This is a genomic window from Paracoccus indicus (assembly GCF_003056335.1).
GTDB classification, from domain to species: Bacteria; Pseudomonadota; Alphaproteobacteria; order Rhodobacterales; family Rhodobacteraceae; genus Paracoccus; species Paracoccus indicus.
On the sequence record NZ_PYWA01000002.1, the window covers coordinates 308,478 to 330,000 of the forward strand.

At 65.9% G+C, this 21,523-nt stretch carries 20 protein-coding genes; 12 read left to right on the forward strand and 8 right to left on the reverse strand.

What is annotated here, in order from left to right:
* The first annotated feature begins 313 nt into the window (after window positions 1-313).
* From DDE75_RS04445 to DDE75_RS04455, 3 genes are all read left to right on the forward strand, one after another.
* A complete protein-coding gene (locus DDE75_RS04445; RefSeq protein WP_245894630.1) occupies window positions 314-1,729 on the forward strand; it encodes a DegQ family serine endoprotease in 1,416 nt (471 codons plus the stop codon).
* Between the two features lie 100 nt (window positions 1,730-1,829).
* The gene (locus DDE75_RS04450; protein ID WP_108501168.1) at window positions 1,830-2,153 is read left to right on the forward strand and encodes a 2Fe-2S iron-sulfur cluster-binding protein; all 324 of its coding nucleotides are present in this window, start codon (window positions 1,830-1,832) and stop codon (window positions 2,151-2,153) included.
* Between the two features lie 57 nt (window positions 2,154-2,210).
* Window positions 2,211-3,284, forward strand: a complete 1,074-nt coding sequence (locus DDE75_RS04455) for a bile acid:sodium symporter family protein (RefSeq protein WP_335672032.1) — start codon at window positions 2,211-2,213, stop codon at window positions 3,282-3,284.
* A gap of 7 nt (window positions 3,285-3,291) precedes the next feature.
* Here the strand turns inward: DDE75_RS04455 and DDE75_RS04460 are convergent, their stop codons facing one another.
* The 7 genes from DDE75_RS04460 to DDE75_RS04490 all read right to left on the reverse strand — a co-directional run bounded on the left by DDE75_RS04460 (window position 3,292) and on the right by DDE75_RS04490 (window position 8,942).
* Window positions 3,292-4,116, reverse strand: a complete 825-nt coding sequence (locus tag DDE75_RS04460; protein ID WP_108501170.1) for a RibD family protein — start codon at window positions 4,114-4,116, stop codon at window positions 3,292-3,294.
* Window positions 4,117-4,118: 2 nt separating this feature from the next.
* Window positions 4,119-4,889, reverse strand: coding sequence for a class I SAM-dependent methyltransferase (locus DDE75_RS04465; protein WP_108501171.1), 771 nt, complete (start codon window positions 4,887-4,889; stop codon window positions 4,119-4,121).
* A 1-nt stretch (window position 4,890) separates the two neighbouring features.
* Window positions 4,891-5,283 carry a 6-pyruvoyl trahydropterin synthase family protein gene (locus DDE75_RS04470; protein WP_108501172.1) on the reverse strand — a complete coding sequence of 131 codons (393 nt, stop codon included), beginning with the start codon at window positions 5,281-5,283 and terminating at the stop codon, window positions 4,891-4,893.
* Between the two features lie 15 nt (window positions 5,284-5,298).
* A complete protein-coding gene (locus DDE75_RS04475) occupies window positions 5,299-6,246 on the reverse strand; it encodes a zinc-dependent alcohol dehydrogenase (RefSeq protein WP_245894617.1) in 948 nt (315 codons plus the stop codon).
* A complete protein-coding gene (ribA, locus tag DDE75_RS04480; protein ID WP_108501173.1) occupies window positions 6,243-7,367 on the reverse strand; it encodes a GTP cyclohydrolase II in 1,125 nt (374 codons plus the stop codon). Before ribA ends, DDE75_RS04475 begins: the two co-directional genes overlap by 4 nt.
* 109 nt (window positions 7,368-7,476) lie before the next feature.
* The gene (locus DDE75_RS04485) at window positions 7,477-8,253 is read right to left on the reverse strand and encodes an inositol monophosphatase family protein (RefSeq protein ID WP_245894618.1); all 777 of its coding nucleotides are present in this window, start codon (window positions 8,251-8,253) and stop codon (window positions 7,477-7,479) included.
* 53 nt (window positions 8,254-8,306) lie between these two features.
* Window positions 8,307-8,942, reverse strand: a complete 636-nt coding sequence (locus DDE75_RS04490) for a GntR family transcriptional regulator (RefSeq protein ID WP_108501174.1) — start codon at window positions 8,940-8,942, stop codon at window positions 8,307-8,309.
* A gap of 75 nt (window positions 8,943-9,017) precedes the next feature.
* On the opposite strand from DDE75_RS04490, the gene ggt reads away from it, so the two are divergent.
* From ggt to DDE75_RS04535, 9 genes are all read left to right on the forward strand, one after another.
* Window positions 9,018-10,610 carry a gamma-glutamyltransferase gene (gene ggt, locus DDE75_RS04495; protein ID WP_211659297.1) on the forward strand — a complete coding sequence of 531 codons (1,593 nt, stop codon included), beginning with the start codon at window positions 9,018-9,020 and terminating at the stop codon, window positions 10,608-10,610.
* A gap of 15 nt (window positions 10,611-10,625) precedes the next feature.
* Window positions 10,626-11,612 (forward strand): bile acid:sodium symporter family protein, encoded by a 987-nt coding sequence (locus tag DDE75_RS04500; RefSeq protein WP_108501175.1) that lies wholly within the window; start codon window positions 10,626-10,628, stop codon window positions 11,610-11,612.
* A gap of 117 nt (window positions 11,613-11,729) precedes the next feature.
* Complete coding sequence (locus DDE75_RS04505; protein ID WP_245894619.1) at window positions 11,730-12,188, forward strand: MarR family winged helix-turn-helix transcriptional regulator; 459 nt, start codon at window positions 11,730-11,732, stop codon at window positions 12,186-12,188.
* Window positions 12,185-13,831, forward strand: a complete 1,647-nt coding sequence (locus tag DDE75_RS04510) for an efflux MFS transporter permease (RefSeq protein WP_108501176.1) — start codon at window positions 12,185-12,187, stop codon at window positions 13,829-13,831. The genes DDE75_RS04505 and DDE75_RS04510 overlap by 4 nt, the downstream gene beginning before the upstream one ends.
* Window positions 13,828-14,868 (forward strand): HlyD family secretion protein, encoded by a 1,041-nt coding sequence (locus tag DDE75_RS04515; protein WP_108501177.1) that lies wholly within the window; start codon window positions 13,828-13,830, stop codon window positions 14,866-14,868. The genes DDE75_RS04510 and DDE75_RS04515 overlap by 4 nt, the downstream gene beginning before the upstream one ends.
* Before the next feature lie 74 nt (window positions 14,869-14,942).
* Window positions 14,943-15,467 carry a 2Fe-2S iron-sulfur cluster-binding protein gene (locus DDE75_RS04520; RefSeq protein ID WP_108501178.1) on the forward strand — a complete coding sequence of 175 codons (525 nt, stop codon included), beginning with the start codon at window positions 14,943-14,945 and terminating at the stop codon, window positions 15,465-15,467.
* Complete coding sequence (locus DDE75_RS04525; protein ID WP_108501179.1) at window positions 15,464-16,426, forward strand: FAD binding domain-containing protein; 963 nt, start codon at window positions 15,464-15,466, stop codon at window positions 16,424-16,426. The genes DDE75_RS04520 and DDE75_RS04525 overlap by 4 nt, the downstream gene beginning before the upstream one ends.
* Before the next feature lie 3 nt (window positions 16,427-16,429).
* Entirely contained in the window at window positions 16,430-18,631 is a 2,202-nt protein-coding gene (locus DDE75_RS04530) for a xanthine dehydrogenase family protein molybdopterin-binding subunit (protein ID WP_108501180.1), read from the forward strand.
* A 78-nt stretch (window positions 18,632-18,709) separates the two neighbouring features.
* Entirely contained in the window at window positions 18,710-20,974 is a 2,265-nt protein-coding gene (locus DDE75_RS04535; RefSeq protein ID WP_108501181.1) for an FdhF/YdeP family oxidoreductase, read from the forward strand.
* Here the strand turns inward: DDE75_RS04535 and DDE75_RS04540 are convergent.
* Window positions 20,971-21,456, reverse strand: coding sequence for a MarR family winged helix-turn-helix transcriptional regulator (locus DDE75_RS04540; protein WP_108501182.1), 486 nt, complete (start codon window positions 21,454-21,456; stop codon window positions 20,971-20,973). The genes DDE75_RS04535 and DDE75_RS04540 overlap by 4 nt on opposite strands.
* Between the last annotated feature and the right edge of the window lie 67 nt (window positions 21,457-21,523).

Genomic DNA, 21,523 nt, shown 5'->3' on the forward strand with positions numbered 1-21,523 from the left:
TCGCCCGTTTCTGCAACAAAAATCACGATCAGTTCACAAGTCGAGAGCGTGGTTCATTTGCAACTCGCCGCCGATTTGCGTTCAACTTCTGCCGCAGCTTCGCGGTCTTGCGCTGCCCTGCTGCTTTCGAAACATGAGGACGTTCAGCATGAAATCGCTTTTCCCGCGCCATCTGATGACCGCATCGGCACTGGCCCTTGCGGTGGGCCTTGGTTACGCAGGCGCGCAGCAGACCGAACCTGCCAATGACGACGTATCCCCGCAGGTCAGCCAGCAGGCGCAGGATGCCGCCGAAAAGAACCAGCCGCTTGGCATGGATGCCACCCAGGACGATACCGCGCAGGTGATGCCCGGCAGCTTTGCCGATCTGACCGAACAGGTCTCGCCCGCCGTGGTCAACATCACCACCACCTCGGTCGTGTCGCAACCCACCGGCGGCGGCCCCGCCTTCCCCGAGGGCAGCCCGTTTTCCGACCTCTTCCGCGAATTCGGATTCCCGGGGATGCCGGGCGGGCCCGAGGGCGGACCGTCCCCGCGTGCGCCCCAACGTTCGAACGCGCTCGGGTCGGGGTTCGTCGTCTCGGCTGACGGCTATATCGTGACGAACAACCATGTCATCGACGGCGCCGACCAGATCGAGATCGAGTTCTATTCGGGTGAAACCCTGCCCGCCGAGGTCGTGGGAACCGATCCGAACACCGACGTGGCCCTGCTGAAGGTCGAAAGCGACAAGGCCATCCCCTTCGTGGGCTTCGGCAACAGCGACGAGGCCCGCGTGGGTGATTGGGTGCTGGCGCTTGGCAACCCCTTGGGACAGGGCTTCTCGGCCAGCTCGGGGATCGTCTCGGCGCGCAATCGCGAATTGTCGGGCACCTATGACGACTATCTGCAGACCGATGCCGCCATCAACCGCGGCAACTCGGGCGGGCCGCTGTTCAACCTGAAAGGTGAGGTGATCGGCGTGAACACCGCCATCCTGTCGCCCAACGGCGGCTCGATCGGCATCGGCTTTTCCATGGCATCGAACGTCGTGTCGCAGGTCGTCGACCAGCTGCGCGAATTCGGCGAGACCCGTCGCGGCTGGCTGGGCGTCATGATCCAGGACGTCACCCCCGAGATGGCCGAGGCGATGAACCTCGACGCCAAGGGCGGGGCGATGATCACCGATGTGCCGGAAGGTCCGGCGCGTGATGCCGGTCTGAAGACGGGCGATGTGATCGTGGGCTTCGACGGTCAGCCCGTCGAGGATACGCGCGGCCTGGTCCGCCGCGTGGCCGAGGCGCCCTCGGGCGATACCGTCAAGGTCGAGGTCGTGCGCGAGGGCGAGACGCAGCAGATCGACGTGACCCTTGGCCGCCGCGAGACGGCGCAGGGCGAAGGCGGCAGCCCCGCAGCCCCGGACGAGCCGACCGAGACCGACATGCTGGGCATGTCCCTGACCCCCCTGACGCCGGAAATGGCACAGGAACTGGGCGTGTCGCGTGACATGAAGGGCGTTGCCATCACCGGCGTCGATCCCGAAGGCGCGGCCGCCGACAAGGGTCTGGCACCGGGCGATGTCATCACCGACGTGAACCAACAGAAGGTCACCACCATCAAGGAGTTGCAGGACCGCGTCGCCGAGGCGCGCGATGCGGGCCGCAAATCGGTGCTGATGCTGATCCGCCGCGGGGGCGAGCCGCTGTTCGTGGCGCTGAGCCTGGACGATCTGGAACAGCCTGCCGAATGACGCCAAGGCGATGCAGCAATGGGGGCGGCCTTGCGGGGCTGCCCCTTTTCAAATCGGCGGCAAGCGACTAACTCGACCGGGAAACAAGGGAACAAGCGACATGGCGAAGATTACCTACATCGAACATAACGGCACCCGTCACGACGTCGAGGTCCGCCCCGGCATGACCGTGATGGAGGGTGCGCGCGACAATGGCGTTCCGGGCATCGATGCCGATTGCGGCGGCGCCTGCGCCTGTTCGACCTGCCACGTCTATGTCGATCCCGCATGGCTGGACAAGCTGCCCCCCCGCGACCCGATGGAGGAGGACATGCTGGATTTCGCCTATCAGCCCGATCCCGCCCGTTCGCGCCTGACCTGTCAGATCAAGGTGACCGAGGATCTGGACGGCCTGGTCGTCCAACTGCCCGAACGCCAGATCTGATCCCAAAAACGGGTTGTCTTGAAGAACCGCGCCCCGGTGACGGGGCGCGGTCTTTTCATGTCATGTGGTGCCCTCGGGGCACATTGGGCATGGAAAAACTTTCCGGTCCGGCGTGGGGCGGGCATCGCCGGTTGTGTCCGCGCCATCACCCCATTAAGCGCGGCGCCGAACGGATGGCGCAGCTTTCATGCGCAAAAGGAGGGTGAGTTGAAGGTCCTGACACGAATTTCACGGTTTGTCGGCAACACATTTGCGATCTGGGTACTATTGTTCGCGGTGCTGGGGTTCTTCATGCCCCAGACCTTCCGCCAGCTGACGCCGTGTATCGTCCCCTTGCTGGGGATCATCATGTTCGGCATGGGTCTGACCATCTCGGGCCGCGATTTCGCCGAGGTCTTCCGCCGCCCCGTCGATGTGGGCATCGGGGTCGTGTCGCAATTCCTGATCATGCCGCTGCTGGCAGTCCTGCTGACCCGGATCATCCCCATGTCCCCCGAGGTCGCCGCTGGCGTCATTCTGGTCGGCTGCTGCCCCGGCGGGACATCCTCGAACGTGATGACCTATCTGGCCAAGGGCGATACGGCGCTGTCGGTGGCCTGCACCAGCGTGACGACGTTGCTGGCGCCCATCGTGACGCCCTTCCTGATGCTGATGCTGGCCAGCGAATACCTGCCGGTCGATGCGGGGGCGATGTTCGTCTCGATCCTGAAGCTGGTACTGCTGCCCCTGGCGCTTGGGTTTTTGGCGCAGAAGCTGGTTCCCGGTCTGGTGCGGGCGGCGATCCCGGCGCTGCCGCTGGTCAGCGTGACGGGCATCGTTCTGATCGTGGCGGCGGTGGTCGGGGCCTCGAAGGGGGCCATCGCGGAATCGGGGCTGATGATCCTGGCGGTCGTGGTGCTGCACAACGGCTTGGGCTATCTGATCGGCTTTCTTGCGGCACGCGCCGCCGGTCTGACCCTTGCACGCCGCAAGGCCATCGCCATCGAGGTTGGCATGCAGAATTCCGGCCTAGCGGCGGCCTTGGCAACAGCCTATTTCTCGCCCGTCGCGGCGGTTCCGGCGGCGATCTTCAGCGTCTGGCACAATATCTCGGGCGCCATCGCGGCCAGCGTGATGGCGCGCCTGCGGTAGGACAGGCCTAGCAGGCGGCGCTGTGACCCGGTCGATGGACGGGCTCCTGCGCCGCCACGGCATGCGCCCCCAGGGCGCAGTCGAAGACGATGTCGCTGCCCAGTCCAAAGATACGGGTCCGGGGGCGATAGGCCTGCGACAGGGTCTGAACCTGCGTCTGCGTGGTCAGCCCCTGCGGGCCCGCCCCGATGATCAGCGGTGCGACCGAGACCTGCAGCAGGTCCAGCAGGCCCGCCTCCATGAAGCCGGTGATGGTCAGCCCGCCCCCTTCGATCAGCAGATGCCCCAGCCCCATGCCGCGCAAGCCGTCTAGGATCTGGCGCGGGTCGAGACGGCCCTCGTCGGCACTCAGCCGCAGCACCTCCACCCCGGAGGGGCGGGGGCGGTCGACCGCCTGGACGATGATCCGCCGCGCCCCACAATTCGTCAGCACCGGCGCATCGTCGGGCAGGCGGCCGCGCGGGTCGATGACGATACGCGCGGGGTTGTGCCCGTCACACAGACGCACCGTCAGACGCGGGTTGTCATGCAGCGCCGTGCGAACCCCGATGACCACACCGTCGACCAGCGCCCTCAGACGGTGCAGATGCGCCAGACCGTCCGGCCCCGATACGTCGCGCGCGTCACCGCTGACGGTGGCGATCCGTCCGTCCAGCGACTGCCCGACCTGAGCGATGATGATCGGTCCCAAGTCGCGTCGGGCGATGGGGCCATAGACCTGCAGGGCGTCACGCTCGGACCGGGAAAAGCTGCCACAGCAGGCGCAGGCGACACCCTTGCGGATCGCCAGAAGCCGGTCCCACACGCGGCTGGAAACGTCAATGCTGTCCATGTTCACCCCCCAAGATCCGTTTGCGGCAATGCCAGAAGGTCCTGATGTCCGGTGGTGCAGAGCCCGCCGGTGGCGATGCGCGCACGCGCCCAAGCATCGGCCTGCGCCACGCCGGTTTCAGCCGCCGCCGTGGCAATTCCTTCGACCAGCATGGCATGCATTTCAGCGTGATCCGCGTCGATCCGCCATGGGCTGTCGGCAATGGCCGTATGAAACCCGGCATGGTCGAAGGCCTGACGTGCAGCCGCCGCCGCCTCGGGGCCAAGTGCAGGGCCTAAGCCCTTGTCGCCGCGCTGGTGTTTGTTGAAGGCATCGCGGATGCCGGCGTCGTCGGGCAAGGCCGGGTCCCAATGCATGATGCCGTCATAGGACAGCGCTGCATAAAACCCGATGCCGCGCCGTGCCAGCAGAGCCGCCAGTTCCTGCACCCAACCGGCGGGCATCAGGTCCAGAAGCGCCGAGGCCGTAACCAGAGTGACACCATCCAAGGGCAGGGCAGGCAGGTCGCCAAGGTCCAGCACATGCGTCTGCGCCTCGTGAACCTGATCGCTGGCGATCTGCAGCAGGGTCGGGTCGTTGTCCACCAGATGCCACCGGGTGCCCGAGGGCAGGTGCTCCGCCATCGCCCGCAGGGTCGAGCCGGTGCCGCAACCCAGATCCATGATCACCGGCTGCGGCCCCGCCGCCTGAACGGCGCGTTGCAGCAGAGCGTCGTCGCGGGCCTGACGGTCCACGGGTTCACGAAGCGACAGCCATTCCGGTGAAAATCCCATCTCAGATGTCCTGTTCGAACCAGGCCCGCGCGACGTGGCTTTCGTGCAGCGTCACCCGCAGGCGCTTGACCGGATGCTTACCCAAGCGCCCGTTGCGCGCAGCGTCGGCAAGGCTGTCGAAGATCTGCTGGCACAGGAATTCGGTGGTGGTGAACTTGCCCTTGAAGGCCGGAACCTCGTCCAAGTTCTGATAGCGCAGGGGCGACAGCGCCTCTGACAGGGCCTGGGTGGCAAGGCCCATGTCGATGACCAGACCTTCGTCGTCCAACGTTTCGGCGAAAAAGGCGGCATCGACGGTGAAGGTCGCGCCATGCATGCCCTGCGCCGGACCGAAGGTCGGCGAGGGTAGCGAATGGGCGATCATGATGTGGTCTCGGACTTCGACGGCGAACATGCAGGCTCCTTGCGGTCAATATGCGATGCGGTGACAGAGTGTGGCGGGATCGGCCAGAATGCCGGGATAGGCCGGCGCGATCCGGTCGAAAGGCGTTTCCCCGGAGATCAGGGCGTCCAGGCGGTCGTTGGTCAGCAGGTCCAGCGCCTTGGTCAGGCGGCGGCGCAGGCTCCAACGTGGGGCGCGATCCACGGGAACCGATCCGACCTGCGAACTGACGATCCGCAGGCGGCGGCTGTGGAAGGCACCACCCAAGGGCAGGGCGACCTGCGTCGAACCGTGCCAGCTTGCCTCGGTCACGGTGGCCTGCGGGGCGGCCAGCGACAGGGCCTGCACAAGGCCCGCTTGGCTGGCGCTGGTGTGGATGACGACATCCTGTTCGCCCGTGGCATCTTCGGGGGTGACAAAGCTGGCACCCATCTGCGCGACGATATTCGCGCGGGCAGGCTGGGTATCGATCACGGTCACCTCGGCCCCCGGCAGGCGGGCGGCAAGATGCGTCACCAGCAGCCCGACCAGACCCGCGCCGATGACGGTGATACGGTCGCCCGCCCCCGCGCCACTGTCCCACAGGATGTTCAGCGCCGTCTCCATGTTGGCAGCCAGCACCGCGCGTTCGGGCGGCAGAGCCTGCGGCAGCGGGATCAGGGCATCATCGGGCAGGCGAAAGCTGTCCTGATGGGGAAACAGGGAAAAGACATGGCGACCGACATGGATGCCTTCGACGGCACGACCGACGTTGGAATAGCCGTATTTGACGGGAAAGGGAAAATTCCCCTGCTGGAACGGGGCACGCATCCGGTCGTGTTCGCTGTCGGGGATCGTGCCCGACAGCACCAGTCGTTCAGTCCCGCGACTGATGCCGGTGAAAAGCGTATCGACCCGCGACCCGTGCCCCATGTCGGCGGTGCGGATGTCGGCCTGATCCGGGCCCGTGATCCAGAGAGCGGAGGCCTCGGTCACATCATATGTCCCGACTTGCGCGCCTTGATGTCGAGATAGCGCGTATTCTCGGGGCCGCGACCGACCATCAGGGGCACCCGTTCGACGACGGTGATGCCATCGCTGGTCAGCCGGGCGATCTTGGCGGGGTTGTTGGTCATCAGCCGTACCTGGTTGATACCCATCTGCCGCAGCAGGCTGGCCCCGATGCGGAAATCGCGTTCGTCGTCGTCGAACCCCAGGTGATGGTTTGCCTCGACCGTATCCAAGCCCTGATCCTGCAGGCCATAGGCGCGCATCTTGTTGGCCAAACCGATGCCCCGGCCTTCCTGGTTCAGATAAAGCAGAACACCGCTGCCCGCTGCATTCATCGCCGCCAAGGCGGCATGCAGCTGCGGGCCGCAGTCGCATTTCAGGCTGCCCAGAACGTCGCCCGTGAAGCAGGCCGAATGAAGGCGGACAAGGACGGGCTGGTCGGGGTCGGGATTTCCGATCTGGATGGCATAGTGCTCGGCCCCGCCGTCGGGCGCGCGAAAGACCCGCAACCGTCCCGCGTTGGCCGCCGCCATCGGCACCCGTGCATCCGATACGGGCTGCATGTCGCGAGCGGCGTCCAGCTGCGCCAGGATTTCGGCGGCGGGCAAACTGTCGAAACCGTGGCGGGCGGAGGTCTTCGCGATGACGGGACCGGTGACGACCAGGGCGGCGGGGACCAGCTCGGCCCGTTTGACAAGCCGGATGGCGGCGCGATGGATGTTGTCGGCGGGCATCGCATCATCCGGCAGCGTCATCCCATCGTGGGCCTGCCGTGGGTCGGCGGCTGCCTTGATCCGCGCCAGATCGACACCCTCGGTCAGGCGGACCACGGCGACATCAACGCCCCCCGCATCGATCCCAAGCGCGGTGGCACGATGCGATGTCAGAACCAAGTGAAGATCGCCGGTCAGCGCGGCAAAGCGGGTCGGGCTCAGTGTCTCGACCGGCAGGACCATCGCGTGGTCGGCACCCTGCGACAGCATGGCGGGCAGGCCCAGCCTCAGGTCGGATACCATTCTGGCCACGCGTTCGGACAGGTCGGGGGCAAAGGGATCGGGGGTCTGCGCAGCCGTATCTGCGAATGTGAACGGAGCATAGGCGCGCATGTTCTACCGTCATCCAAGTTTCAAGGTCACGAAAACGGGAACGACCCGAGATTGCGCCCGGTTCCGAAACTTTTGCCCTATGTGGCGCATTGTCGCGATCGGTGTTCCGTCAGGCCGTTTGGCGCAACAGCTTGGCAAAGCGGTCGAAATGGGGATCGCGAGCGGTGATGACGGTTCCTGTCCGCTCGGGTGGGGCGTCCTGCGTCCATCCCTCGGTTCGGCAACCGGCGGCGCGCAGCAGGACCAGCCCGGCCGCGATGTCCCAAGGACGCAGACGTCGTTCCCAGAAACCGTCCAGCCGTCCTGCCGCGACATAGGCCAGGTCCAGCGCCGCCGCCCCCATGCGCCGGACACCGGCCGAGGTGGGCAGGACGCGGCACAGATCCTGCGCATGGTCGGGGATATGCGGCATGTCGCCAAAGGGCAGGCCGGTTCCAAACAGGCAGTTGTGGAACTCGGGCACCGGCGGCTGCGTCACGGGCTGGCCGTTCAGCAGCAAAGGCCCCCCGTCGATGGCGCTGAAGGTCTGGGACTTCAGCGGATCATGCACGACGCCCAGCACCAGCCTGCCATCCTGTTCCAGCGCGACCGAGACGGCCCAATGCTCGATCCCGCGCAGGAAATTCGTGGTGCCATCCAGCGGATCGACGATCCAGCGGCGGTTGCTGTCCAGTTGATCCGTCTCCTCGCCCAACCAGCCGTCGCCGGGCTGGATCAGCCGGTCGCGCAGCAGCGCCTCGGACCCGTGGTCGGCTTGGGACACGAAATCGCCGGGGCGCTTTTCGTCGATGATCAGGCGGGCGCGGTCGTTCCAATGCCGTATCAGCAGATCGCCTGCCTGATGGGCGGCGCTTGTGGCAAGGGTCAGGTCGGATTGCAGACTCACGGGCGGGCCTTTCGGTCGGGACAGGGGGGCAACGTCGCGCTGCCCGCAGGGTTTCAGCCGCGCGCCCGGATCATCTGCAGCACCACGGCCAGCGATGTCGCCATATGGTCGCGCATCAGGCTGGCGGCCCGGTCGCCGTCCTGCGCCGCGATGGCCTGCAGGATGGCGCGGTGTTCCTGACGCGAGCTTTGCATCCTTCGGGCACTGGCTTGGAACTGCGCGTTGCGCCACGGCATGCTGCGGCGGTTCAGATCCTCCAGCATCGCGGCCAGCACCCGGTTGCCCGCGCCAAGGCGCAGCGCATCGTGAAAGCGGGCGTTCAGCGTGGCGTAACCGGCATGATCGCCGCTGTCGCTGTCGATGATCTGGGCCAGTTCCGCGCGGGCGATGGCGGTCATGCGTTGGGCGGCCAGCCCGGCGCAAAGGGCCTCGACCTCACCCAAGGCCTCGAACAGATCGCGCAACGCCTCGGGGGTCATGCGACGGACGACGAAGGCGCGACGGGGGCCGCGTTCGACCAGACCTTCGGCGGCAAGGCGCTGCAAGGCCTCGCGCACCGGGGTTCGCGAAAGCGAGAAAAGACCCGCCAGCGCGGATTCGCCCAATGGATCGCCGGGGCGCAGCTGACCGCTGACGATCTGGGCAGAAAGCGCGGCGTGGATCTGATCGGCGGAACGTCTGGCGGTCATCAACCCATCCGGTGATTGTATTCCTGTCGGCGCCATATGTATACATATCGCAAGCGCAATGCCATGAGGTTTCAGATGAGCGGTTTCGATTTCCTGTCCGGGCGCAGGCCCTCGACCCTTGCGGGCAAGGCCATGGTGGCCACCTCGCATCCGCTGGCGACCTCGGCGGGGCTGGCGATGCTGGCACGGGGCGGAAATGCGGTCGATGCGGCGCTTGCCGCCAGCGCGGTCCAGGCCGTGGTCGATCCGCTGATGACCGGCATCGGCGGCGACTGCTTTGCACTTTACGCGCCCGCTGGCGGCAAGGTGAGGGCGCTGAACGGATCGGGCCGCGCGCCAGCCGCCGCCACCATCGAGGCGCTGAAGGCCGCCGGTCTGACCGACCACATCCCCCAGACCAGCCCCCACGCCGTGACCATCCCCGGCGCGATTGCCGCCTGGTGCCGCCTGCATGCGGACCATGGCACGCTGCCGCTGGCACAGATCTTTGCCCCCGCCATCGACCATGCGCGCAACGGCTTTCCGGTCACGCCGCGTGTGGCCCAGGACTGGGCCGAGGCCGCAGACCTGATCGCGGGCGACGAACATGCGGCGGCTGTCTTCTTGCCGGGTGGCAAGGCACCGAAGGCCGGGTCGCGCTTTGCACAGCCCCTGCTGGCCGACCGCTTGTCAGAGGTCGCGGCCCATGGCGCAGCGGCCTTCTATCAGGGTCCGACGGCGCAGAAGATGGTCGCGCATCTGCGCAGCCTTGGCGGGTTGCACAACGAGGCGGATTTTGCCGATGCCACCGACGGTGCCGATTGGGTCGATCCGATCAGCGCCAGCTATCGCGGGTTCGACATCCACGAATGCCCGCCGAACGGGCAGGGTCTGGCAGCGCTGCTGATCCTGAAGATCATCGAGGGCTTCGACATCGCCGCCATGTCGCCCGCCGACCGCATCCACCTGCAGGCCGAGGCGACCAAGCTGGCCTATCACCACCGCGACGAACTGCTGGGCGATCCCGACCATTGCGCGGGGCTGGTTGAACAGCTGCTGTCCGAACCCGCCATCGCGGCGCTGCGCGCGCGCATCGACATGAGCCGTGCCATGCCGCCCGCCCTGTGGGACGAACCGGAACACAAGGATACCATCTATCTGTGCGTGGTGGATGAACAGGGGAACGCGATCTCCTTCATCAATTCCATTTTCCACGGCTTCGGCTCGACCCGTCTGGACCCGGCGACGGGGGTGCTGTTCCAAAGTCGCGGGGCTTCCTTCCGCCTGATCCCCGGCCATCCCAATGCCATCGCACCGGGTAAACGCCCCATGCACACGATCATCCCGGGCATGGTCACCCAAGGCGACCGCGTCGTGATGCCCTTCGGCGTGATGGGCGGACAATATCAGGCGGCGGGCCATGCGGCCTTCCTGTCGGCGGTGATCGACCGCGGGCTGGGCTTGCAGCAGGCCATGGACGAACCGCGCAGCTTTGCCACCGAGGGGCGGCTGGATCTTGAACCGACGGTCCCGCAGGAGGTCCGCGACGATCTGGCGGCGCGCGGCCATGCCATCAACCTGCTGGCCACGCCGATGGGTGGGTCGCAGGCGATCCGCATCGACGCCGACAGCGGCCTGCTGGAGGGCGGCTCGGACAGCCGCAAGGACGGCATGGCGTTGGGATACTGAGGGCGGGGGGCAGATATGACACGATTTCTGAAACGTATCGGCATCGACAACTACATGCTGATGTTGCTGGGCACCGTCATGCTGGGGCTGCTGCTGCCCGCGCAGGGCGTCGCTGCCGAGGCGCTGTCCCATGTCACCTATTGGGCTGTGGCTCTGCTGTTCTTCCTCTATGGCGCCAAGCTGGACCCAAGCTCGGTCAAGGCGGGGATGCTGAACTGGCGGCTGCAGGGGCTGACCTTCATCGCGACCTATGTGATGTTCCCGCTGGTGGGGCTGCTGATGGCGGCGGTCTTCGGCGATCTGCTGGGGCCGCAGGTGACGATGGGGCTGCTGTTCCTGTCGGTGCTGCCCTCGACGGTGCAATCCTCGATCGCCTTCGTCAGCATGGCGGGTGGCAACGTGCCCGCCGCCATCTGTGCGGCGTCGCTGTCGAACCTGATCGGCGTCGTGCTGACGCCGACGCTGGTGGCGCTGGTCCTGCATGCCGGTGACGGAGGCGTCAGCCTGGATGCCGTGTTGCGGATCGGCACGCAGATCCTGCTGCCCTTCATCGCGGGACAGGTGCTGCGGCCTTGGGTCGGAGGTTTCGTCAAGTCGCGTAAGACGCTGACGCTGATCGTCGACCGGGGTGCCATCCTGCTGATCGTCTATTCCGCCTTCAGCGCGGGCACGGTGTCGGGCCTCTGGGCCTCGATCCCGCCGGCGGCGCTGGTGGCGCTGGTGGCGGTGATGCTGGTCTTTTTGGCCGTCGTCTTCGGGCTGATGGTCGGGGCGGGGCGGCTGTTCCGCATGCCCATGCAGGACCGGGCGGTGCTGTTCTTCTGCGGATCGACCAAGAGCTTGGCATCCGGGCTGCCGATCGCGGCAGCCTTGTTCCCGCCTGAAACGGTGGGGGCGACCGTGCTGCCGGTGCTGGTCTATCACATGTCGCAGCTGCTGATCTGCGCGATGATCGCCCAGCACAGCGCGCGCCGGAACCAGCAGCAGGCGCTGGTCGCCTGAGCCAGACGCAAGCCCGCCATTCGCTAATTGCATGACGTGCAATTTTCTTGGATGGCGGGTGTTGACCACACGGGGCAATCTTCTTAGCTGGCTAATGAACCAGCGACAGGAGATCCCGTGCCCCGCCCCCCGCAATCCGATTCCGTGGACGACCAGTCGCATCAGATCCTGGATGTGATCCTGCATCTGATGCGCGATCTGCGGCGCTGCTATGACCGGCGCGCGCGGGACATGGGGCTGACGCTGTCGCGTGCCAAGGCGCTGACGACGCTTGCCCGCAACGAGGGCATCACCCAGACCCGGCTGGCCGCCGACCTGGCCATCGAAGCGCCGACGCTGAAGCGTCAGATCGACGCGTTGGTGGCCGACGGCTTCATCCGCCGTGAGCCGACGCAGGACGACGCCCGCAAGAACGCCTTGTTCCTGACCGACCGGGGCCGCGATGCCGCCATCGTCGAGTTTACCATGCGCCTGCGCCGCGACCTGCTGGAGGGCATTCCCCGGCAGGATCTGGATCAGGTGATGCGCGTTCTGGACCAGATCACCTGCAACATCCACGAATTGGACCGGACATGAGCGGTCAGGCCACCCCAGCCCAGCCCGGTCCCGCCCAACCGGCACCGGCTCAGGCACAGGCGGGCCACCCGCCGCTGTCGCTGCGTTGGGCGGTGGCCTATATGCTGGCGGCCACGATCATCGCGCTGTCGCAGGGCTTGCAACAGGGTTTCGTGGTCGCGAACCTGTCGCCGCTGGCCGGTGATCTGGGGGTGACGACGGCGACCTCTGCCTGGCTCTATGTCGCCTATACCGTGCCGCGTGCCGCGCTGCCGGTGCTGCTGATCAAGGTTCGCACCCATTACGGTCTGCGCCGCTTTGCCGAACTGGGGATCGTGATCTATGTGATCATGGCCTTCGCCTCGGTCTGGATCACCGATTTCCGCTCGGCGGTGGTGGTGCAGGTGCTGTCCGGCGCGGCGGCGGCGCCGCTGTCGACGCTTGGGTTTCTCTACATGCTTGAAGGCTTGGCCCCCGAATGGAAGCTGCGCCTTGGGTTGCCGCTGGCACTGACGGTGCTGCTGGGCGGCACGACGCTGGCGCGGGTGGTCTCGCCCGCGCTGATCGGGGACGGGGGCTTTCTATGGGTCCATATGACCGGTCTGGGGCTGGCGCTGGTGTCGCTGATGCTGGTCTTCTTCCTGCCCCTGCGGCCCGTGCCACGCATGAAGGTGATGGAGGGCACCGATTTCCTCAGCTTCGGCCTGATCGCCATCGGCTTCGGCGGGCTGATCAGCGCCTTCGTCATGGGGCCGATCTATCATTGGACCGACATGCCCTGGATCGGCTGGATGCTGGCGATGGGGTTCACGGCCCTGACGCTTGGCGTCATCGTCGAGCTGAACCGCAAGACGCCACTGCTGGACATCCGCTGGCTGGCATCGCCCGCCATCCTGCACCTCACGGCGACGTTGTTCCTGTTCCGCCTGATCCTGTCCGAACAGGCGGCGGGCGCGCCCAAGATGTTCGCCATCCTGGGTGTCGCACCCGAACAGATGAGCTGGCTTTTCGCCATCATCCTGCTGGCCAGTCTGATGGGCGGCTTGGCCTGCATCGCATGGATGCGCCCGACGCGGGTGGCCTGGTTCCATCTGGTCGCGCTGCTGGTCATCGCCTTCGCGTCCTGGCTGGACAGCCAGTCCAGCACCCTGACGCGGCCGATGCAGATGATCGTGTCGCAATCGCTGGTCAGCTTTGCCAGCATGCTGTTCATCCCGCCCGCGATGATGACGGGCCTGTTGATCGCGTTGGCCAAGGGGCCGCAATACCTGCTGTCCTTCGTCATCGTCTTCATCTCGACCCAGACCCTGGGCGGGGTGCTGGGGTCGGGGCTGTTCACGACCTTCACCACGCAGCGGCAGGCGTTCCACATGCAGGGGCTGTCGGAACAGCTGACCGCCAGCGATCCGCAGACCATGCAGGCCGTCGCGGGTCGTGCCGCGGCATTGGCAGGCCAGATCACCGACAGCGGAGCGCGCACCGCGCAGGCCGCCAGCCAGATCGTGCAGGCCGCCTCGGCCGAGGCTTGGGTGCGGGCCTATGACGACGCCTATGTTCTGACCGCCTTCGTGGCACTGATCGCGGCGGCGATGCTGCTGCTGCACCTGCTGCGCGACATGATGGCCCGCGGGGCCGAGACCGAAACTTCTGGGGCAAAACCATGAAAAGAGAAAACCTTCTGCCGACTGCCATCGCCCTGGTCCTTGGGATCGCGGGTGTCCTTCTGCTGCTGTTCGCCTGGCATCTGCCGCCGTTCCAATCCTCGGTTCCCACGACGCAGAACGCCTATCTGCGCGGCAAGGTCACGACCATCGCGCCGCAGGTCTCGGGCTATGTCGCGGCGGTCGAGGTGCAGGATTTCGCCACCGTCAAGGCGGGCGACGTCATCGCACGCATCGACGACCGCATCCCCCGCCAGAAGCTGGCGCAGGCCGAGGCGCAGCTGCAGGCCGCAAATGCCGCGCTGAAGGCGGCCGAACAGAACATCGTCTCATCCGAGGCTTCGGCCCGCGCCAACCAGGCCTCGGTCGAGGCGGCTGCATCGGCGCTTGAGACCGCAAGGTCCGAGGCCGACCGTTCGGGTCGGCTTCTGGACAGGGGCGTGACCTCGCAATCCTCGACCGATCAGGCGCAACTGGCGTTGCAACAGGCCCTGGCGGCCCAGACCCAGGCCAAGGCCCAGCTGGACGTCCAGAACGAAACGATCCGTTCGGCCCGCGTGGCCCTGGACGCCCGCCGCGCCGACATCACCAGCGCCGAAGCCGCGGTCGAATTGGCCCGGATCGACCTTGAGAACACTGTGATCCACGCGCCGACGGACGGTCGCCTCGGGCAGGTCTCGGTCCGGGTCGGGCAATATGTGACGCCGGGAACGGCCTTGGTGTCGCATGTCGGGACCGACCTCTGGGTGATCGCGAACTTCCGCGAGACGAATCTGACCGGCCTGACCGTGGGTGAGCCGATCAGCTTCACCGTGGACGCGCTGCAGGGGCGCCGCTTCACCGGCAAGGTGCAGTCGTTCTCGCCGGCGACGGCATCGGAATACAGCCTTCTGTCGGGGACCAATGCGACGGGCAATTTCACCAAGATCGCGCAGCGTCTGCCCGTCCGTCTGTCCATCGATCCCGACCAGCCCGGCGCCGAGGGCATGCGCCCCGGAATGTCGGTCATCGTGCGGGCCGAGGGCGAGGGCGCATCCTGACCGCGTAACGATGGAACCCGCGGCGCGGCGCCACGTTGCCCTTGACCCAGCACAAGCGGTTCAAGGAGCCTCACATGGCGCATACGCCCGCAGCCAGGATTGCCGTCAACGGCACCTATCACGATTACAACGGCGACCCGCGCCGCAGCCTTCTGGACTTCCTGCGCCTTGAACTGGGCATGACGGGAACCAAGAAGGGCTGCGACCACGGCCAATGCGGGGCCTGCACGGTCCACGTCAACGGCCGGCGGGTGAATTCCTGCCTGTCGCTTGCCGTCATGCACGACGGCGACGAGATCACCACCATCGAAGGCATCGGCATGCCCGACAAGCTGTCGGCGCTGCAGAAGGCCTTCGTCGAACATGACGGTTACCAGTGCGGCTATTGCACGCCCGGCCAGATCTGTTCCGCCGCCGCCATGATCGAGGAGCTGAAGGCCGATTGGCCCAGTGCGCTGACGGAAGGCGTCGCCTCGAACCCTGTCCCCAGTGACGACGAACTCCGCGAACGCATGAGCGGTAATCTGTGCCGCTGCGGTGCCTACGACAACATCATCGCCGCCATCAAGGACGCGATGGGCAAAGAGGTGGCATCATGAAGGCCTTCGATTACGCCCGCGCCGCCGATCTGCCCGATGCGGTCGGAAGCGATGCCAAGCTGATCGCCGGCGGCACCAACCTGCTGGACCTGATGAAGCTGGAGGTCGAGACCCCCGACGCCTTGCTGGATATCAACCGCATCGGTCTGGACCTGATCGAACCCGAAGGTGACGGTCTGCGTGTTGGCGCGCTGGTCACCAATTCCGACTGTGCCGCCGACGCCCGCGTCCGCAAGGACTGGCCTCTGCTGTCCAAGGCCATCTTGGCCGGTGCCAGCCCGCAGCTGCGCAACAAGGCAACCACGGGTGGCAACCTGTGCCAGCGGACGCGCTGCGGCTATTTCATGGACAACCAGTCGCCTTGCAACAAGCGCGAGCCGGGGACCGGATGCGCTGCGCAGGGTGGGTTCAACCGGATTCATGCCATCCTTGGCACCTCGGATGCCTGCATTGCCACCTATCCCGGCGATATGGCCGTGGCACTCTCGGCGCTGGATGCACAGGTGGTGATTGCAGGGCGCAGCGATTCCCGCACCGTCCGTGTCCGCGATTTCCACGTGCTGCCCGGCGATGCGCCCCAGCACGAGAACGTCCTGCAACCGGGCGAAGTGATCACCGGCGTGACCCTGCCTGCGCCCGTCGAGGGCGTGCAGATCTATCGCAAGGTGCGCGACCGGGCGTCCTATGCCTTTGCGCTGATGTCGGTCGCCGCGGTGATCCGCATGGATCAAGGCCGCATCGCCCATGCGCAGCTGGCCTTCGGCAGTCTGGCCCACAAACCGTGGCACGACCCCCGCATCGAGGAACTGCTGAAGGGGGAAACGCCGACGCCCGCGCTCTTCGACAAGGCCGCCGACCTGCTGCTGGAAGATGCGAAAGGTTACGGCGCCAATGATTTCAAGATCCCTCTGGCGCGACGCACCCTTGCGGCCGTGCTGGCCGAAGCCACGGGAGTGTGACGGATGTTCGGAACCTATGACCGCCCAGACCAGCGCAACATGCTGGACCAGACCCGCCAAGGCGTGATCGGCAAGCCGCTTGACCGTCCCGAGGGCCACCTGAAGGTCGCGGGCCAGGCCACCTATGCGGCCGAGTACCAGCGCCCCAATTGTGCCGAAGGCGTGCTGGTCGGCGCGACCATCAGCCAAGGACGCGTGACGGCCATCCACCGCGACAAGGTGATGTCGATGCCGGGCGTGCTTGGCGTCTATGCCGCTGACGCCATGCTGCGCCGCGCGGCTCAGGGCATGGCCGCCGAGGCCCCCAAGCAGGACGTCCAGATCGTCGATTTCCCGATGCAGCCTGTCGCGCTGGTCGTGGCCGAGACCTTCGAACAGGCCACCGCCGCCGCCAAGGCGCTGCAGATCGACTACGAGGAAACCTCAGATGTTCCCTTCAGCCCCAAGGGGCAGGAAACCGAGCCGGGGTCCGAACCCATCGAAAGCGGCGATCTGGAAGCGACTATGGCGCAAATGGCCCATACCATCGACGTCACCTACACGACGCCCGGCCATGCCAGCGCCGCGATGGAACCTCATGCCTCGATCGCGGAATGGGACGGCGACAAGCTGACCCTCTGGGGCAGCTTCCAGATGCTGCGCTACAACGTCAAGGAACTGGCCGACAGCCTCGGCGTCGCCTCGCGCAACGTCAAGATCATGTCGCCCTATGTCGGCGGGGGGTTCGGGTCCAAGCTGGGCATCTCGCATGATGCGATCGCCGCCGCCGTGGCGGCGCGCGATCTGGGCCGTCCGGTGCGCGTTGTCCTGACCCGCCAGCAGGTCTTCGAGATCATCATGCGCCGGTCGGAAACGGAACAGCGCGTGCGTCTTGGGGCGGACGAAAAGGGCCGCCTGCAGGCCTTGGGCCACGAGGCCTGGGTTTCGAACCTGCCCGAGGAAAGCTTTGCCGAGCCGGTCGTGCAGGCGACGCAATTTCTCTATGCCGGGGAAAACCGCCGCTTGGCGGTCGAACTGGCCCGCATCTGCCGCGTGACGGCAGGTTCGGTCCGTGCCCCGGGCGAGGCTGTCGGCATGCAGGTGCTGGAAGCCGCGATGGACGAACTGGCCTGCGAAATGCAGATCGACCCGGTCAAACTGCGCAAGCGCAACATCCCCTCGACCGTGCCAGGCGACGACACGCCCTATGCCTCGCGCAAGCTGGCCGAGGCGCTGGACGAAGGTGCCAAGGCCTTCGGTTGGGACAAGCGTGCCAAGAAACCCTGCCAGCGTCGTGAAGGCGAATGGTGGATCGGTATGGGCATGGCCTCGGCTGCGCGGGTCAACATGATCATGCCGGCACAAGCGCGTGTGACGATGCGGGCCGACGGCTCGGTGCTGGTCCAAAGCGATCAGACCGATATCGGCACTGGCAGCTATGCCATCCTGGGCCAGATCGCGGCGGAAATGCTGGGCCAGCCCATCGACCGCACCACGGTCGAACTGGGCGACAGCAGCCTGCCATCAGGCGCAGGGTCGGGGGGCAGCTTCGGTGCGGCCTCGACCGGTTCGGCGGTCTTCCGGGCCTGCGAGGCGATCCGCGCCGTCTTGGCGGGACGTCTGAAATGCCGCCCCGACGATCTGCAACTGCAGGACGGTAAGGCCTGGGCCGAAGGGATCGAGCCGCGCGACGTCACCGACCTCTTGGACGGCGACATCGCCAAGATCGGTCGGATCAAGCCGGGCAAGACCTCGAACAGCCATCAGCAGGCCACCTATGGCGCCTTCTTCGTCGAGGTTGCCGTGAACGCCTTTACCGGCGAAACCCGTCTGCGCCGCATGACGGGGGCCTTCGGGATCGGTCGTGTGTTGAACGAAAAGACTGCACGGTCGCAATGTCTGGGCGGCATGGTCTGGGGCATCGGCAGCGCCCTGACCGAGGAGCTGGCCTTCGACGAACGCGACGGTCACTTGGTCAACCACGATCTGGCCGAATACCACGTCCCGGTCCACCGCGACATTCCCCCGATGGAGGTGATCTTCGTCGAGGAACGCGATCCCGTCGCCTCGCCCATCCAGGCCAAGGGCGTGGGTGAGCTGGGCATCTGCGGAGCGGCCGGTGCCATCTCAAACGCGATCTACAATGCCTGCGGGGTGCGGCTGCGCAGCTTCCCGATGACGCCGGACAAGGTGCTGGCGGAACTGCCCGACCCGTTCGCGAAGTGATCCACAGGCGGCATGGCGAAAGCCTTGCCGCCTTTTTCATGCCGATTTTCTTTCATGCGAAGACCCGAAGGACATCCCATGGCTGACGACAACCTGCCCCAGACCGCTGAATACGATGGCCCCGTCGGGGGGTGGGGATCGGCCAAGGGGATGGCCGCGGTGGGCCGGGTGGCCAAGGCCGGCCCCGGCGCGCTTGAAACGCTGGCCCATCAGAACAAGGCGGGCGGGACGATGTGCAGTTCCTGCGCTTGGGGCAAGCCAGCCCATCCCCATAGCGCCGAATTCTGCGAGAACGGTGCCAAGGCCACCCTGTGGGATCTGACCTCGGCACGCTGCGGACCGGATTTCTTTGCAACCCATCAGGTCAAGGATCTGGTGACATGGTCCGAATACGATCTGGAACGGGCAGGGCGGCTGACCCACCCTATGCGTTACGATGCAGGCCAGGATCGATACGTCGAGACCACTTGGGACGAGGCATTCCAGACTATCGGTGCCGAGTTGCGGCAGCTGGACCCGAAGAAGACGACCTTCTATGCCTCCGGCAAGGCGGGGCTCGAGGCATCCTATCTCTATGCCCTCTTCGCGCGGTCCTGGGGTCATACGAACCTGCCCGACAGTTCCAACATGTGCCACGAGACGACCTCGGTCGGATTGACGCAGATGATCGGATCGCCGGTCGGCACCTGTGTGCTGGAGGATTTCGAGCATTGCGACATGATCCTGCATGTCGGCCAGAACCCCGGCACCAACAGCCCCCGCATGCTGCACCCCCTGCAAGAGGCCGCCAAGCGCGGCTGCCATATCGTCGCCATGAACCCCCTGCGCGAAAAGGGCCTGCTTGAGTTTGCAAACCCGCAAAGCCCGCTGCAGATGACCGTGGCCGCACCGACCGAGATCGCCGACAGCTATCTGCAGGTCCGCACCGGCGGCGACATCGCCGCCCTGACCGGCATCGCCAAGCATGTGCTGAAACTGGAGGATGAACAGGGCGGCGTGCTGGACCACGATTTCCTGAACGAACATTGCCATGGGTTGCAGGAGTGGATGGATTGGGTGTCAGATACCCCTTGGGACCGGCTGGAGCAGGTCAGCGGTCTGACCCGCCAACAGATGCAGCGCACGGCGGTTTGTTATGCGCAGGCCAAGGCGGTGATCGGCGTCTATGGCATGGGGCTGACGCAGCATGTCCACGGATCGGATGCCATCGGGGCGCTGGTGAACCTGCTGCTGCTGCGCGGCAACATCGGTCGCAAGGGCGCGGGCTGTTCGCCCGTGCGCGGCCATTCCAACGTGCAGGGCCAGCGCACCGTCGGCATCAGCGAAAAGCCGAAGCTGGTCCCGAACGACAAGCTGCGCGAGCTGTTCGACATCGAGCCGCCGATGGAAGAAGGGTGGAACACCACCGCCTTCGTGCAGGCACTGCTGGATGGCGAGGCGCAGGGCTTCGTGGGTCTGGGCGGCAATCTGGCGCGTGCAGTTCCCGATCAGGACCGCGTGGTGCAGGCCTGGGGGCGGATGCCGCTGACGGTTCATGTCGCCACCCGCTTGAACCGCACCCATCTGATGCCGGGGAAATCATCTTGGATCCTGCCCTGCCTTGTCCGGGCCGAGGAGGACATCCAGAACGGCACCAACCAGCAGATCACCATCGAGGACAGCTTCAGCCATATCCATGCCTCGATCGGCAAGCGGGCCCCGGCCAGCTCGCATCTGAAGTCCGAGGTTGCCATCGTCGCGGGCCTTGCTGCGGCCACGGTGGATGCCAATCCGAAGCTGGCATGGGACGATTGGACCGCCGACTATGCCCGCATCCGCGCGTTGATCGAGGCGACCTATCCCGACCAGTTCCACGACTTCGAGAACCGCATGACGCAATCCGGCGGCTTCTATCGTGGCAATGCCGCGCGCGAACGCAATTGGCAGACCGACAGCGGGCGCGCGAATTTCACCTTCCCGCGCGATCTGGATGCCACGGGACTGGGCGATGACGACGGCGTCTTCCGCCTGATGACCCTGCGGTCGAACGACCAGTTCAACACCACCATCTATGGCATGTCCGACCGCCTGCGCGGGATCGAGGGCGACCGGATGCTGGTGATGATGTCGCCCGAAGACATGCACGACATGGGGCTGCAGGCCGAACAGCGGATCACGCTTGGTGAATCGGGTGGCGGGGCGCGTCAGGTGGCGGGACTGCGGGTCGTGCCATATGACCTGCCGCGCGGCTGCCTGGCCGGCTATTTCCCCGAGCTTAACCCCCTGGCACCGTTGGACCGCCACGACATGCTTTCGGACACCCCAGCCAGCAAGGGTATTCCCGTGCGGATCACGGCGACCTAACCCCCGTCGGGCATGGCCATGGAACGATGCAGGCCCGGACCCGCGACAACCTTGTGGCACAAGGTCAGCAGGGTCTGACGTTCGTCGGGGGTCAGGACATCGAAGATCTCGGATTGGCGCTGCAGGATCGCGGCACGGATTTCATGCGACAGGGCCACCCCTTCGGGGGTGGCATACAACTGCTTGGCGCGGCCATCCTCGACCGAGGGGCGCTGCACCAGCAATCCGCGCTTTTCCAGCAGGTTCACGGCACGGCTGATCGTGTTTTGCGGTCGTGGAAAGACCCGCATCACGTCGCGCGCCCGCAACCCCGGAAACAGCACGACCGCATGAAGCGTCGACCAGCATTGCACCGGCATGTCGTAGTGACGCTCGATATGGCGGTTGGTGACCTGGTTGTTGGCCAGCACGATATGCGTGATCGAGGTCAGATAGCTCAGTTCCGAATTCAACAGCCGCGACAGGATCGGATCGTTGTCCATGTCTCCCCCGTTTTTTCCAAGCATAGCCATCTTGGTCAGGTGCGGACAATTGAATATTTCAAGGCGC

Coding starts and splice junctions, on each gene's coding strand:
- DDE75_RS04445 (WP_245894630.1), top strand. CDS start 314: ATGGATGCCACCCAGGACGATACCGCGCAGGTGATGCCCGGCAGCTTT.
- DDE75_RS04450 (WP_108501168.1), top strand. CDS start 1,830: ATGGCGAAGATTACCTACATCGAACATAACGGCACCCGTCACGACGTC.
- DDE75_RS04455 (WP_335672032.1), top strand. CDS start 2,211: ATGTCATGTGGTGCCCTCGGGGCACATTGGGCATGGAAAAACTTTCCG.
- DDE75_RS04460 (WP_108501170.1), bottom strand. CDS start 4,116: ATGGACAGCATTGACGTTTCCAGCCGCGTGTGGGACCGGCTTCTGGCG.
- DDE75_RS04465 (WP_108501171.1), bottom strand. CDS start 4,889: ATGGGATTTTCACCGGAATGGCTGTCGCTTCGTGAACCCGTGGACCGT.
- DDE75_RS04470 (WP_108501172.1), bottom strand. CDS start 5,283: ATGTTCGCCGTCGAAGTCCGAGACCACATCATGATCGCCCATTCGCTA.
- ribA (WP_108501173.1), bottom strand. CDS start 7,367: ATGCGCGCCTATGCTCCGTTCACATTCGCAGATACGGCTGCGCAGACC.
- DDE75_RS04490 (WP_108501174.1), bottom strand. CDS start 8,942: ATGACCGCCAGACGTTCCGCCGATCAGATCCACGCCGCGCTTTCTGCC.
- ggt (WP_211659297.1), top strand. CDS start 9,018: ATGAGCGGTTTCGATTTCCTGTCCGGGCGCAGGCCCTCGACCCTTGCG.
- DDE75_RS04500 (WP_108501175.1), top strand. CDS start 10,626: ATGACACGATTTCTGAAACGTATCGGCATCGACAACTACATGCTGATG.
- DDE75_RS04510 (WP_108501176.1), top strand. CDS start 12,185: ATGAGCGGTCAGGCCACCCCAGCCCAGCCCGGTCCCGCCCAACCGGCA.
- DDE75_RS04515 (WP_108501177.1), top strand. CDS start 13,828: ATGAAAAGAGAAAACCTTCTGCCGACTGCCATCGCCCTGGTCCTTGGG.
- DDE75_RS04520 (WP_108501178.1), top strand. CDS start 14,943: ATGGCGCATACGCCCGCAGCCAGGATTGCCGTCAACGGCACCTATCAC.
- DDE75_RS04525 (WP_108501179.1), top strand. CDS start 15,464: ATGAAGGCCTTCGATTACGCCCGCGCCGCCGATCTGCCCGATGCGGTC.
- DDE75_RS04530 (WP_108501180.1), top strand. CDS start 16,430: ATGTTCGGAACCTATGACCGCCCAGACCAGCGCAACATGCTGGACCAG.
- DDE75_RS04535 (WP_108501181.1), top strand. CDS start 18,710: ATGGCTGACGACAACCTGCCCCAGACCGCTGAATACGATGGCCCCGTC.
- DDE75_RS04540 (WP_108501182.1), bottom strand. CDS start 21,456: ATGGACAACGATCCGATCCTGTCGCGGCTGTTGAATTCGGAACTGAGC.